This is a genomic window from Nocardia miyunensis NBRC 108239 (genome assembly GCF_001613065.1).
Classification (GTDB): domain Bacteria; phylum Actinomycetota; class Actinomycetes; order Mycobacteriales; family Mycobacteriaceae; genus Nocardia; species Nocardia miyunensis.
Genome location: NZ_BDBQ01000023.1, coordinates 25,738 through 38,953 on the forward strand (window position 1 = coordinate 25,738; position 13,216 = coordinate 38,953).

Sequence of the window (13,216 nt, forward strand, 5' to 3'; positions counted from 1 at the left end):
CTCCGCGCGGCTCAACTCGCCGTGACGGGTGTCGCCGGGCCGAGGGCGCGGCGGCGGCCGACCGGGACGATCAGGGGGCGACCCGAGACCGGGTCCTCGATCAACTGTGCGTCGAGGTGGAAAACCTTGCGCAGCAGGTCGATATCGATGACCTCCTGCGGTGTGCCGGATGCGGCGATCCGGCCGTCGGCCATCACCACCAGCCGATCGCTGTAGCGCACCGCGAGATTCAGGTCGTGCAGCACCATGACGACGGTGCGGCCCAGTTCGGCGGACAGATTGTCGACCAGGTCCAGCACCTCGACGGCGTGCGCGAGATCGAGATAGGTGGTGGGCTCGTCGAGCAGCAGGATGTCGGTGCCCTGCGCCAAAGCCATTGATATCCAGGCCCGTTGGCGTTGTCCGCCGGAGAGTTGTTCGACGGGCCGGTCGGCCAGGTCGGCGATGCCGGTCTGGGCGAGGGCCGCGGCGACCTCGGCCTGGTCGTCGGCGGACCACTGCCGCAACCAGGATTGGTGCGGGTGACGGCCGCGGGCGACCAGGTCGGCGACGGTCAGGCCGTCCGGGGCGATCGGCGTCTGCGGGAGCATCGCGATCGTGCGGGCCACATCTCGGGGGCGCAGCTCCGCAATTGGCTTGTCGTTCAACAGGATTCGCCCCGTCGAAGGCGCGAGCAACCTGCCCAGCGCGCGCAGCAGCGTCGATTTCCCGCAGCCGTTGGGACCGATGATCGTGGTCACCTGCCCCGGTGGAACGTCCAGACTGAGCTTGTCCAGGACGACGTGGTCGCCGTAGCCGAGGGTGATCTCCCGGGCGCAGAGCTGGGCCGTCACAGGGTTGCCTTCCGGTTGCTGCGGACGAGCGAGAACAACAGGTAGCAGCCGCCGAATCCGGCGGTCACGACGCCGACCGGCAGGTTCTCGGGCAGGATCGCGCGTGCGAGAAGATCACTGCCGGTAATCAATACGGCGCCGGTCAGGGCCGAGCCGAACAGCGGCTCACCCGCCGCACCGGTGATCCGCCGCGCGATCTGCGGCGCCGCGAGCGCGACGAAGGCGATGGGACCGCAGGCCGAGGTCGCCAGGGCCGCCAGCGCGGCCGCGGCAGTCAGCAGCAATCCCTGATTCCACTGCACCCGCACGCCGAGCGAACGCGCGATCTCGGGGCCGAAGCGCAGGGCCGCCAGCGACCGCGCCGCGGCCAGGGTGATCGCCAGAACGATCACGAAAGCTGTCGCGGTGGGCCAGAATCGGGTCCAGCTGGTGTCGTCGAGCGAGCCGTTCAGCCAGACCTGAGCCCTGCCGACGTCCTGGATCTGCGCCGAGACCAGCAGCCAGCCGACGCCCGCGACCAGCATCGCGTTGACGCCGATGCCGATGAGCGCCAACCGGAATCCCGCCACTTCACCGCCGCGCCAGGCGAACAGGTAGATCGCGGCGGCGGTGAGCAGACCGCCGAGCAGCGCGGCGAGCGGCACGCCGAACAGGCTGGCGGCGAACGCGCCGCCGGCCACGGTCGCGGCGGTGGCGGCCAGGCTCGCGCCCGCGGTGATCCCGAGCAGATCCGGCGCGGCCAGCGGATTGCGCAGCACGGACTGGGTGATCGCGCCCGACAAACCGAGTGCGGCGCCGACGATCAGCGCGGTGGCGGTGCGCGGCATCCGCAGCTCCCAGACGATGAACCGCTGTGCGCCGGTTCCGCCGCCGGTCAACGCATTGATCAACTGCGGCAACGGAATCGGGTCGCCGCCCAGCCACACGTCCAGGACCGCCAGTACGACGAGCGCCACGGCCAGAGCCAGCACCGTGGTCAGCACGGCGGGCCGGCGGACCGCCGAGATCGGCCCGATCCGGACGGCGGGTCGCACGGGACGGTGCGGCAGAACAGTTTTCGCGTCGCGCGCGACCGCGACGCCCTGCGGAAGTTCGGTCACGACGTCACCAGCTTCCGTCGGCGCACCAGTGCGATGAACACCGGGGCTCCGCAGATCGCGAGGGTGATGCCCACTTGGACCTCACCCGGCCGGGCGATCAGGCGTCCGGCGGTGTCGGCGGCGACCAGCAATACCGCGCCGAGCAGACCGGAATACGGCAGCAGCCAGCGCTGATCCGGTCCGGTGATCGCGCGGGCGATGTGCGGGACGACCAGTCCGACGAAGGCGATCGGTCCGCAGGCCGCGGTCGCCGCACCCGAGAGCAGGACGACCGCGAGCAGCCCCGCGCCCTTGGCGAGCCCGACCTTCACCCCGAGCGCCCGCGCCACGTCCTCGCCCAGGCTCAGCGCGTTCAATCCCCGCCCCGCGAACAACGCGATCACGACGCCGATCGCCAGGAACGGCAACACATCCCAGAACACGTCCAACCCACGCCCGGCCGCCGAACCCACCACCCAGAACCGATAGGTGTCCAGGGTCGCGGTGTCGGTCAGGACCAGCGCGTTGGTGAGCGCCTGGAGCAGAAAGGTCACCGCCGCACCGGCCAGCGCCAGGCTCAGCGGACTCGCGGTCCCCGAACGCGTGCCGAGCGCGGCGACCGCGAACACCGCGACCCCCGCGATCGCGGACCCCGCCAGCGCGAACCACACGTACCCGCTCGGAGTGCCCAATCCGAAGACGTTGATGGCCAGCACGGCCATGAACGCGGCCCCCGAATTCAATCCGAGCAGCCCCGGATCGGCGAGCGGATTGCGCGTGTACCCCTGGATCAACGCGCCCGCCAACCCGAGTGCCAGCCCCACCACCAACCCCAGCACGGTACGCGGAACCCGCAGCGACCGAACGATTTCCGCATCCGCACCGCCCCCGGCGCCGAACACCGCGTGCCAGGCGTCCACGGGCGGGATCGTCCGCGCACCGAACGCGATACTGGCCAGCACGACCAACGCCAGGACGACGAGCAGTACGACCAACCCCACGACGCGGCGTCGGCGCACATGTGCGGTGAGCACCGACGCCCGTTGTGACGCATCCGGCGGCGTCGTAACTTCTGCCCCGGTCACGCTCACTCCTCGCCGATCAAATCTTGGTAAGCCTAACCTACATTAACCGGTGGCGGAATCGTTCCTGGTGATGGCCGCCATTCAGCAGGAAGTCCTGGGTTGTCGGTTCCATTCCGCCGCTTCCGCTTTCGTTCCGCGTTTGCGCGGCGGGAGTTCGCCGCGACGCGCATCGGACCGGATGTCCGATGCGACCGTCGGGGTCGAGGTCAGGGAATGTGCCCGGCAGTCGCCGCCATCTCCGTACCGTCAGTGCCGGGTTGGGCTGTGCTGCGAATCGAATCGTCGCGGAGGTCCGGCTCGCGACCGTCCGAGGTGAGATCGTCGAATGTCCGCCGGGCAGTCGCGCCTACCGTCGTCTCCGCCGCGGATCTGTTCGGGCTTCCGATTCGTCGGCGTCGAGTTGGAGTCGTGCTGCGGATCGGATGTGATCGGCGCGTGGATCCTGCTCGCGACCGTGCGGACGGGCCATGTCGTCGAATGTCCGGCCGGCGACTGCACACGCCGTTGTCGCTGCCTGCGGTTGTCATCTCTCCACCTGCGCGGCGGGCGTTCGCAGGGTGGGGCGGCCGCGATTCGGACTGTTAGCTCCTCGTTACGCCGGAATCGAGCTTGTTAACTCCGCGGACGCCCTCTTCCGCCGGAGACTGTATTCAGTGTATACAGAGTATATGTCACCTGCGTCACACAAGCCCGGCACGAAGGACGACGTTGCCAGTCAGCTGCGCACCGCGATCGTCGAAGGTGTCTATCCGCCCGGGCATCGCCTGGTCCAAGAGGAATTGGCCGATCGGTTCGGGGTTTCGCGCATCCCGGTGCGGGAAGCGATTCGCACGCTCGAGGGGGAGGGGTTGCTGCGGTCCGAGCCGGGGCGCGGCACCTATGTGACCGCGCTGGACATCGAGGAGATCGACGAGATCTACGATCTGCGCCGCCTGATCGAGCCCAGCTTCGCGGGGCATGTCACCGAGCGGGTGTCCCGGCGCGATCTCGGGCGGTTCGAGGCGATGGCGACGGAGATGGACGGCGTCTCGCGGATCGGTGCGGCCGCCTGGTCCCGAACGAATCTGGCGTTCCACCTGGACATGTACCGGCTGTCGGGGCTGCCGCTGCGCTACGAATTCATCTCGCAGATGTATCACCGGCTCGAGCCCTACTCCCGCTTCTACGTGCACGGCACCCGCGCGTACGGCCGTGTGCAGGACGAGCACAAGGCGATGGTCCAGGCGCTCGCCGACGGTGACGCCGACGCGTTGGCCGAGCAGATTCTCGCGCACATCGACGGCGGGCAGACCGGTCTGCATCACGCGTGGGAGAACTCCGCGGACGAGATGCGGCTGTACTGGAGGAGTAACGCATGAGCGCGCTTGTGCATCTGGACACCGATATCGGCGAGGGGTTCGGCGCCTGGGGCAACAGCGACGAATCCGAACTGATGGATCTGGTCTCGGCGGCAAACATCGCCTGCGGATTCCATGCCGGGGACCCGGACATCCTGCGGCGCACCACCGCTCAGGCCGCCGAGCGGGGCGTGTCGATCGGCGCACAGGTGTCCTATCGGGATCTGGTCGGCTTCGGCCGCCGGTTCATCGACGTGGCCCGTCCGACGCTGGTCAACGACATCGTCTATCAGATCGGCGCATTGCAGGCGTTCGCCCGGATCGCGGGGACCGAGGTGACCTACGTGAAGGCGCACGGCGCGCTGTACAACGTCGCCGCGGACAATGTCGAGCAGGCCGCGGCGATCGTCGAGGCGGTCGAAATCGTCGATCCCGCACTGCCGCTGCTGTGCCAGTACGGCACCGAGGTGTGGAATCGCGCCTTGGAACGCGGAATCACGCCGATCGCAGAGCTTTTCGTCGATCGCGGCTATACCGCCCAGGGGCGCTTGGTCTCTCGGCGGCATCCCGGCGCTCTGTTGACCGATGTCGAGGCCGCCGCGCGGCGCGCGGTCTCGATGGTCACCGAGCGGGAGGTGACCTCGGTCGACGGCGATCGTGTGCCGGTCGCGCCGCCGGAGGCCACCGCGCTGGCACTGTGCGTGCACAGCGATACCCCCGGTGCCGTGGGCATGGCACGGGCGACCGGAGAGGCATTGCTGGAGAACGGTTTTCGTCTGGACCCGATCGGACGTTCCCGTTGATCGCCCAGGCCGCCGTGCATCGGGCGGGCGATCGTGGCTGGCTGGTGGACGTCCCGCCCGAGCACATCGCGGCACTGGTACTCGAGTTCCGTCGCCGCGAATGGTTCTCGGCCATACAGGATCTCGTTCCGGCGGCGGCCTCGATTCTGGTGATCGCGCACTCGGCCGGGGAGATGAATCCGCTCCGTTCCCGAATCGACTGCCTGCTGGGCGAATTCGATGGGACGGCTGCCGATACCCGCGACGACGGCGACAGTGTGGTGGTCCCGGTCGTGTACGACGGGGAGGACCTCGATCACGTGTCCGAGATGTTGTGCCTGGACCGCGAGCGGATCGTGGACGCGCACACCACCGCGACCCATCGGGTCGGATTCTTCGGTTTCGCACCGGGATTCGCCTATATCGACGGGACCGCGTCTCAGCTGTCGATGCCGCGCCGGTCCTCGCCGCGGCCTCGGGTCGCCGCGGGCGCGGTAGCCATCGCCGGAACGCAGACCGTCGTGTATCCCGGTGGCACGCCGGGCGGATGGCACATCATCGGGCACACCGAGGAACTGCTCTGGAATATCGAGTGGGACAACCCGAGTCGGCTCGCGGTCGGCGATAGGGTCACCTTTCAGGCGGTGCCGTGATGACCGCATTGCTCGATTCGCGGACGTGGGATTCGAATACCGGCGCGACGACCGCACAACTTCGCATCGTCGAGCCGGGCCTGTATACGACCATTCAGGACGCCGGGCGTCCGGGCCTGGCCCATCTCGGCATCGGCGCATGCGGTCCGGCCGATCGCGGTGCGGCGTCGCTGGCCAACCGACTCGTCGGCAATCCCGAGGATGCCGGTGTGCTGGAAAATCTGCTGGGCGGGTTGACGATCACCGCGACGGCCTCCCGGTACGTGTCGGTGACGGGCGCGGCGGCCGAGGTCCGGGTCGACGGGCGAATCGTCGCCGAACCCCAGCGCCTGTATCTGCTTGCGGGACAACGCCTTTCCATTTCCCGGCCGATCTGGGGTCTTCGCGTGTACATCGCGGTCGCCGGGGGAGTCGACGGTGAGCGGGTCTTCGCCTCCTGCGCCACCGACTCCCTGTCGGGCCTGGGACCCTCGCCGGTGCGAGCGGGCGACGATCTCGAACTCGGTACGGCCGTGGACGATCCGCCGCACACTCCGCTGGAACTGATCGGCCGAGCCCTGCCCACCGGCATTATCGACCTCGGATTCCGTTGGGGGCCGAGACATCACATGTTCGGTTCCGCGGACACGCATGCGCTCACCTCGACGATCTGGTCGGTGAGTGCGGACAGCAACCGCGTGGGCGTTCGGTTGTCCGGTCGGGCACTGTCCATCGGCGCGGTGGATATGCCCAGTGAAGGTATGCCGCTCGGCGCGATTCAGGTCCCGCCCTCGGGCGAGCCGATCGTCTTCCTGGCCGATCATCCCGTCACCGGCGGTTACCCGGTCATCGGGGTGGTCACCGAATCCGACCTCGATCTGCTCGCCCAAGCACCACCCGGCTCGCGGGTGTCGTTCTCCCCGCTGGCCGGAACATAGCCGCCCGACCCATGACCGTCAGACATCGATCGAAGAAGGAGACAACTCGGCGCCCGGCAACGGATACAGGCGCAGCGAAAAACCCCGACGTTCACGCCGATCGGCAACGTGGCGAACGCATCCTGCCCCGGACACTCGACCACGGTGTTGCCGCTCGACGTCACCTCTACTCATGGAGAAACTACCATGGCCATTCCAGTCACCGACGCCTCGCCGCCGGGCACGCGGGAGGCGATTCGATTACGCCCCAGGCGCGCCGCGCTCGCTGCCGCGGCCGGAACCGCCGTCGAATACTACGAATTCGGCGTATACGGATATCTCGCGGTCATCATCGGGCCGCGGTTCTTCCCCAGCGACGATCCGACCGCCTCGCTGCTGTCGACGCTGGCGGTCTTCGGCAGCGCCTTCCTCATGCGCCCGCTGGGCGGAATCATGCTGGGGCGCTTGGGCGATCGGATCGGGCGAAAGCCGGTGCTGATCACCACGGTCGTCGGTATGGGATCGGCGACGGCGATCGTGGGTCTGCTGCCGACGGCCGGGAGCATCGGCATTCTCGCGCCGCTGGCGCTGCTGATCGTCCGGCTGGCCCAGGGCTTCTTCGCGGGCGGAGAGGTAACCGGTTCGGCCACATACCTTTCCGAATCCGCGCCCGAGGGACGTCGCGGTTTCTTCGGCGCGTTCACACCCGTCGGCGTCGCGATCGGCGGTGGCGCAGCGGCATTGGTGGCCGGGCTCACCACGACGCTGCTGACCGAGGAACAGCTGCGGGACTTCGGCTGGCGGATTCCCTTCGTGCTCGCGCTGCCGCTGATCGCGGTGACCCTGATCGCGCGACGCAAACTCGAGGACTCCCAGGCATTCGTCGCCGAGTCGGGTCCACCCGCCAAAGCGCCACTGCGCGAGGCCATTACCGAGCACACCGGCGCTCTGGTCAGGGTCGTTCTGCTGTCCATCGGCTCCAATACGGGCTACTGGGTCGGCCTGGTGTTCATGAACATCTACCTGACCACGTATCTGGGCTACTCGAAGTCGAACACGTTCTGGATCATGGGCGCGATCAACCTGTTCGTCGCGGTGCTGATGCCGCTGTTCGGCGCGCTGTCCGACCGGGTCGGCCGCAAGCGCGTGATCGCGGTCGGCTTCCTCGGATACGCAATCCTGGTGCTGCCGACCATGATCGCGATGGATCGCGGAAGTTTCGCGCTCGCCGTCGGGGCCATGGTGGTGCTCGCACTGCCGATGCCGATTGTCCAGTCGGTCACCTATCCGACCTACGCCGAACAGTTCCCGACCCGCGTGCGCTACACCGGTCTGTCGCTGTCCTTCAATATCGGCACCATCGTCGGCGGAGGTTTGACCCCGTATCTGGCGACCTACCTGATCGATCGCACAGGCAGCCTGCTGACACCCGGATTCCTGCTCATCGTCGCGGTGGTGCTCGCCCTGATCGCGCTCGCGACCGTGCGCGATCCGGCGAAAGTGCGGGCGCGGTGACGAATTCGGCTCCCGCGACCCCCGAACAGCTGCGCCGGTCGATCGCCGAACGCACCTGGACCGGCCCCACCGCGGGCGTTCTCGACGGATACCAGCAGGCGAATCTGGTCGTCGTACCCGCCTCGGCCGCAACGGAATTCGCCGAGTACTGCCGGGCGAATCCGTCGGTCTGCCCGCTGCTGGCCTCGTCCGCGCCGGGCGATCCGAGGCTGACCTACGACGGCTGCACCGTCGATGTGCGAACCATGGTGCCGCGTTACCGGGTATGGCAACACGGTCGTCCGGCCGGTGAGCCGTTCGATCTGACCCCGTGGTGGCGGGAGGATTCGGTCGCCTTCGCCCTCGGTTGCAGCCATACCCTCGACGGACCGTTGCGCCGCGCGGGCATCCCGGTCGCCGTGACGGCCCCGCCGGTGTACATCACCGGCCTGACCACCCGGGGGACGACGCGATTCGACGGGGCCGTGGCGGTCAGTATGCGGCCCGTCGACGACGATCTGGTCGACACCGCGATCGCGGTCACCGCGGCCCTTCCCACGGGGCACGGAGCGCCGGTGCACGTCGGTGATCCGGCGGAGATCGGCCTCGCCGACCTCACCGCTCCCGACTTCGGGGTGTTTCCCGGAATCACGGCGAATCAGACGCCGGTGTTCTGGAACTGCGGTGTCACACCGCAACTCGCCCTCCCCGAGGCTGGACTCGAGTACGCGGCGACGCACTATCCGGGGCACATGCTCGTCCTGGACACGGTGGTCGGAGCAGCGCAAACGCGTCGATGAGCATTTGACTGCACACTGAAAGAGAAATAAGATGCACACTATGACTACGGCAACCTCGGAAACCGGCACCCTTCCTCCCTTCCATCTGGCGATCCCGGTCGTCGACATCGAGGTCGCTCGCGAGTTCTACGGCAACGTCCTGGGCTTCCCCCGGGGCCGCTCCGACGAGAAATGGACCGACTGGAACGTGCGCGGCCATCAGGTCGTCACCCATGAGGTCGGCGGCGATCCCGAGGCGGCCGTTCGCGGTACCAATCCCGTTGACGGACACCAGGTTCCGGTTCCGCACTTCGGGCTGGTGCTGTCCGTCGAAGAGTTCCAGGAACTTGCCGGGCGGCTGCGCGCGGTCGGCACCGACTTCGTGATCGAGCCCTACGTGCGGTTCGCGGGTGAGCCGGGCGAGCAGTGGACCATGTTCTTCCGCGATCCGTCCGGAAACGCGTTGGAGTTCAAGGCGTTCCGCAATCTCGACCAGCTGTTCGCCGTCTGAGCCCGATGGCGCGGGATACCGGCGAGATCGGCGGCGGGGACGACACCACCGGTGACGGTGTGCTCGCCCGCGACTTCCTGCTCCGGGTGGGCGAGCGCATCCGGTCCACCCGGATCGATCGCGGTCTGACCGTGCAGCATCTGGCCGACCTGTCCGGGGTCAGCCGACGGCTGCTCACCCAGATCGAGCACGGCCAGGCCAATCCCAGTCTCGTGGCCGTCACCCGGATCGCGCGCAGTCTCGGTACCGAGTTCACCGAGCTGATCGGCGACGCCGGACCTGCCGACAGCGCCGTGGAACGCGTTCCGCCGGAAAAGTATTCACTGGTCTGGACCTCGCCCGCGGGCAGCTCGGCGCACCTGCTGGTCTCCACGACCGGCGTGCGCACCGCCGACCTGTGGTCCTGGACCCTGTCTCCCGGCGACACCTATCGCGGCCTGCCCGACCCGCCCGGCTCGTTCGAACTCTTCCACGTCACCCATGGCCGCCTCAGCGTGCTCGCCGACGGCATCGAAGTCACCATGGCCCCCGGCGAATCCGGCCGCCTGCGCAGCGACCGCCCGTACAGCTACCAGAACCACGGCAAAGACCCGGTCGTCTTCCTCCGAACCGTCGCCCTGGCGGGTGGAACCCGGGCCGCGCGCCCCAGGGAGCATGATCGCTGAAATCGCCTCTTGCCGAGTGGAACAGCGGCGGACACCATGTCTGGTACATCCGCGATCTCGTGCCGCGAACGCTCGGCGGCCACATGCTCGTCTTTCCAGTGCAACCGTCCGGTGCGAACCGCTGATCACGAGACTCTCGCCACGGTGGAGCACGGATTCGCGAATGCTGCTCGCGGCCGGCGGATTCTGCGACAGCAGGCGGTCGCAGTTGCCGTGCGCCGCGAATGACACCGGACACAGGTGTGATCGATTCGGCGCCGAGGCATCCTGCGGCTGGCGGGATGCCACTCGCGGAAGGGGTTTCGTGCCGCGCGTGGTCCACTCCTCATCACGTCGGGTCTTGATCGCGAGTGGTCCACTCGGGCACGAGTACGAGTCGGCTGTCGAGTTTCAGCCTGATCGAGTAGACCGTCGAGTGCGTGGGAGAAGGCACCACCTGTTCGATCTGCGGTCCGGTGTCGCGGATGATTGCCCGATCTTCGTGTCCTGCTCGACCGTCTGTGCTTGCCGCGATATTGCGCGGGTGTGCGTCGCGTCACGGTATAGGTCGGAGTTACCCCCGAGGGGCACCGGTCGGCGTGTGCCCGGAGCCAGGTTCTGCCCGGGGGCGACGAACCTCGCGGCGGTACGCGAGGGCTCGGTGCGGTTCGCCGGACTCCGGTCGCATGTGGTCCCCGGCGGGTCACGCGCGGGTATGGGTACTGTCGGTCGTGCGGACCGAGACTACGGAGGTACGGGTGGCGGGCGAGCGTGGGAGCGGATGGCTGCGGGGGATCGGTGATCGGGTTCGGCGGATCATCGAGCGGCCGGGCAGTGTGGATCTGCTGCGGTATCGGCCGGTGGTCGAGGCGGCGGGCGAGTTCGAGGACGAGTTCCGGGAGTTGTCCCCGGAAGGGCTGATCGAGGCGGCCGGGCGGGTTCGCGCGGAACCGGATCGGCCGCTCGAGGCGGACGAGTTGGCGCGGATCTGCGCGCTCGGACGCGAGGCCGCGCGCCGGGCGCTGGACGAGCGTCCGTTCGACACCCAGCTGCTCGGTGTGGTCGGACTGCTGCGCGGTTACGTCGTGGAGATGGCCACCGGTGAGGGAAAGACGCTGGCCGGAGCGCTCGCCGCGGCCGGGTTCGCGCTGCGCGGACGCCGGGTGCACGTGGTCTCGGTGAACGACTATCTGGCCCGCCGCGACGCGGAGTGGATGGGTGAGCTGTACGCGCTGCTGGGCGTGACGGTCGGATTCGTGGATCAGCACACCGAGCCGGACCAGCGCCGCGACGCCTACGCCTGCGACGTGACCTATGTGCCGGTCAGCGAGGTGGGCTTCGACGTCCTGCGGGACCGGCTGTGCACCGACCCCGCCGAGATCGTGCTGCCCGAACCCGACGTGGTGATCGTGGACGAGGTCGACTCGGTCCTGATCGATGAGGCCACGGTGCCGCTGGTGCTGGCGGGCGCGATCGGTCACGGCCCCGACGACATCGACGTCGCGCACGTGGTGCGCGAGTTGGTCGAATCGGTGCACTACGAAGCCGACGGCGACCGCCGCAACGTCTTCCTCACCGACGCCGGCATCGACCATGTCCAGGAACTGCTCGGCGATGTGGATCTCTACACCGTCGAGCAGGCCGATCAGCTGACCCGGATCCAGCTCGCCCTGCACGCGCACGCGCTGCTGCATCGCGACGTGGACTATCTGGTCCGCGACGGCAAGGTCGAGCTGATCAACGCCGCCCGCGGCCGGGTGGCGCGCCTGCAACGCTGGCCGGACGGGCTGCACGCCGCGGTGGAGGCGAAGGAGGGCCTGGACACCACGCCGACCGGCACGATTCTGGATTCGATTCTGGTGCAGGCGTTGATCGGTCGCTATCGCACCGTCTGCGGGATGAGCGGTACGGCCGTGGCCGTGGCCGATCAGCTCGCCGAGTTCTACCGCTTGGAAACCGGCGCGATCCCGACCAATGTGCCGTGCGTCCGCACCGACGAACCCGATCGCCTCTACCTCACCGAGGACGCCAAATTCGACGCGATCGTCGAATACGTCCGCTCGGTGCACGAGGAGGGGCGTCCGGTGCTGCTGGGCACCGCGAGTGTGGCCGAATCCGAGCGGATCGCCCGCACCCTGGTCGAGGCGGGGATCGGCGGCGTGGTGCTGAACGCCAAGAACGATGCCGAGGAGGCCGGAATCATCGCTCGCGCAGGCGAATACGGTCGCGTGACGATCTCCACCCAGATGGCCGGCCGCGGTACCGACATCCGGCTGGGCTCGGCCGACGGTGAGGACTACGAGCGGGTCGCCGAACTCGGCGGGTTGTGCGTGGTGGGCGCGGGCCGCTACCACACCGGGCGGCTGGACGATCAGTTGCGCGGGCGGGCCGGCCGGCAGGGCGATCCGGGCAGTTCGGTGTTCTTCACCAGCCTCGAGGACGAGGTGCTGGTGGAGCATGTGCGACCGGTCCAGCCTCGGCAGATCGATGAGGACGCGCGCGTGCACGACGGGGAGGCGCAGCGGACCATGGATCACGCCCAGCGGGTCGCCGAGGGCGAGCATCTGGCGATCCACCGTAACACCTGGCGCTATCACCACCTCATCACGATCCAGCGCGACGAGGTTCTCCGGCATCGCGCCGATGTGCTGCGAAACGGCTTGGCCGCCAAGCGAATCCGGGAACTGTGCGCCGAGCGCTACGAGAGTGCCGAGGCCGAGGCGGGCGAGGCGGCCACGGCCGAGGCCGCCCGGCTGATCGTGCTGCACCATCTCGATCGGCGCTGGAGCGAGCACCTGTCCTATCTGGCCGACGTGCGCGAGGGCATCCACCTGCGCGCCCTGGGCCGCGAGACCCCGATCGACGAATTCCATCGCATCGCCGTCGAGGAGTTCGGCAGCTTCCTGTCCACGGTGTACGACCGGGCCGCGGACGCTTTCGATCGAGCCGAGATCGCTTCCGACGGTGTGGATCTCGAATCGGCGGGGGTCGAACGTCCCTCCTCCACCTGGACGTATCTGATCAACGACAATCCGTTCGGATCACACGAGCAGCGGTTCGTCGACTACGCCGGCGGCAAGGTTCGCGAGGGCGCGATCAAACTGGGCCTGCGGGACTGAGGCG

The 13,216-nt window shown here is 68.3% G+C and carries 11 protein-coding genes and 1 pseudogene; 9 read left to right on the plus strand and 3 right to left on the minus strand.

The features are described 5' to 3' along the window. Positions 1-11 precede the first annotated feature (11 nt). The 3 genes and pseudogenes from NM2_RS10040 to NM2_RS10050 all read right to left on the minus strand — a co-directional run. The gene (locus NM2_RS10040) at positions 12-833 is read right to left on the minus strand and encodes an ABC transporter ATP-binding protein (protein WP_245717941.1); all 822 of its coding nucleotides are present in this window, start codon (positions 831-833) and stop codon (positions 12-14) included. Beyond that, positions 830-1,933 (minus strand): FecCD family ABC transporter permease, encoded by a 1,104-nt coding sequence (locus tag NM2_RS10045; RefSeq protein WP_067666948.1) that lies wholly within the window; start codon positions 1,931-1,933, stop codon positions 830-832. Before NM2_RS10045 ends, NM2_RS10040 begins: the two co-directional genes overlap by 4 nt. Then, positions 1,930-3,012: pseudogene (locus NM2_RS10050) on the minus strand (FecCD family ABC transporter permease); the annotation flags it as partial. The pseudogene NM2_RS10050 and the gene NM2_RS10045, both read right to left, overlap by 4 nt. Positions 3,013-3,665: 653 nt before the next feature. Between NM2_RS10050 and NM2_RS10055 the strand changes: the two are divergent. The 9 genes from NM2_RS10055 (at position 3,666) to secA2 (ending at position 13,212) form a co-directional block, all read left to right on the plus strand. After that, positions 3,666-4,355 (plus strand): GntR family transcriptional regulator, encoded by a 690-nt coding sequence (locus NM2_RS10055; RefSeq protein WP_067666952.1) that lies wholly within the window; start codon positions 3,666-3,668, stop codon positions 4,353-4,355. After that, on the plus strand, positions 4,352-5,137 hold the full coding sequence (locus NM2_RS10060; protein WP_067666953.1) for a LamB/YcsF family protein: 786 nt from the start codon (positions 4,352-4,354) through the stop codon (positions 5,135-5,137). The genes NM2_RS10055 and NM2_RS10060 overlap by 4 nt, the downstream gene beginning before the upstream one ends. Beyond that, positions 5,134-5,769 (plus strand): 5-oxoprolinase subunit B family protein, encoded by a 636-nt coding sequence (locus NM2_RS10065; protein WP_067666955.1) that lies wholly within the window; start codon positions 5,134-5,136, stop codon positions 5,767-5,769. Before NM2_RS10060 ends, NM2_RS10065 begins: the two co-directional genes overlap by 4 nt. Beyond that, on the plus strand, positions 5,769-6,686 hold the full coding sequence (locus tag NM2_RS10070) for a 5-oxoprolinase subunit C family protein (RefSeq protein ID WP_067666957.1): 918 nt from the start codon (positions 5,769-5,771) through the stop codon (positions 6,684-6,686). The genes NM2_RS10065 and NM2_RS10070 overlap by 1 nt, the downstream gene beginning before the upstream one ends. A gap of 186 nt (positions 6,687-6,872) precedes the next feature. Beyond that, positions 6,873-8,180 (plus strand): MFS transporter, encoded by a 1,308-nt coding sequence (locus tag NM2_RS10075; RefSeq protein WP_067666959.1) that lies wholly within the window; start codon positions 6,873-6,875, stop codon positions 8,178-8,180. Further along, entirely contained in the window at positions 8,177-8,959 is a 783-nt protein-coding gene (locus tag NM2_RS10080) for a D-glutamate cyclase family protein (protein WP_067666961.1), read from the plus strand. The genes NM2_RS10075 and NM2_RS10080 overlap by 4 nt, the downstream gene beginning before the upstream one ends. A 40-nt stretch (positions 8,960-8,999) precedes the next feature. After that, entirely contained in the window at positions 9,000-9,449 is a 450-nt protein-coding gene (locus tag NM2_RS10085) for a VOC family protein (protein ID WP_067666963.1), read from the plus strand. Positions 9,450-9,454: 5 nt separating this feature from the next. Continuing rightward, positions 9,455-10,114, plus strand: a complete 660-nt coding sequence (locus tag NM2_RS10090) for a helix-turn-helix domain-containing protein (protein WP_084530658.1) — start codon at positions 9,455-9,457, stop codon at positions 10,112-10,114. Positions 10,115-10,851: 737 nt separating this feature from the next. Continuing rightward, positions 10,852-13,212, plus strand: a complete 2,361-nt coding sequence (gene secA2, locus NM2_RS10095; RefSeq protein WP_439956856.1) for an accessory Sec system translocase SecA2 — start codon at positions 10,852-10,854, stop codon at positions 13,210-13,212. The last annotated feature ends 4 nt before the right edge of the window (positions 13,213-13,216 follow it).

Bases quoted from the DNA above. Each gene is read 5' to 3' on its own strand.
- NM2_RS10055 (WP_067666952.1), top strand. From the start codon at position 3,666: ATGTCACCTGCGTCACACAAGCCCGGCACGAAGGACGACGTTGCCAGT.
- NM2_RS10060 (WP_067666953.1), top strand. From the start codon at position 4,352: ATGAGCGCGCTTGTGCATCTGGACACCGATATCGGCGAGGGGTTCGGC.
- NM2_RS10070 (WP_067666957.1), top strand. From the start codon at position 5,769: ATGACCGCATTGCTCGATTCGCGGACGTGGGATTCGAATACCGGCGCG.
- NM2_RS10075 (WP_067666959.1), top strand. From the start codon at position 6,873: ATGGCCATTCCAGTCACCGACGCCTCGCCGCCGGGCACGCGGGAGGCG.
- NM2_RS10085 (WP_067666963.1), top strand. From the start codon at position 9,000: ATGACTACGGCAACCTCGGAAACCGGCACCCTTCCTCCCTTCCATCTG.
- NM2_RS10090 (WP_084530658.1), top strand. From the start codon at position 9,455: ATGGCGCGGGATACCGGCGAGATCGGCGGCGGGGACGACACCACCGGT.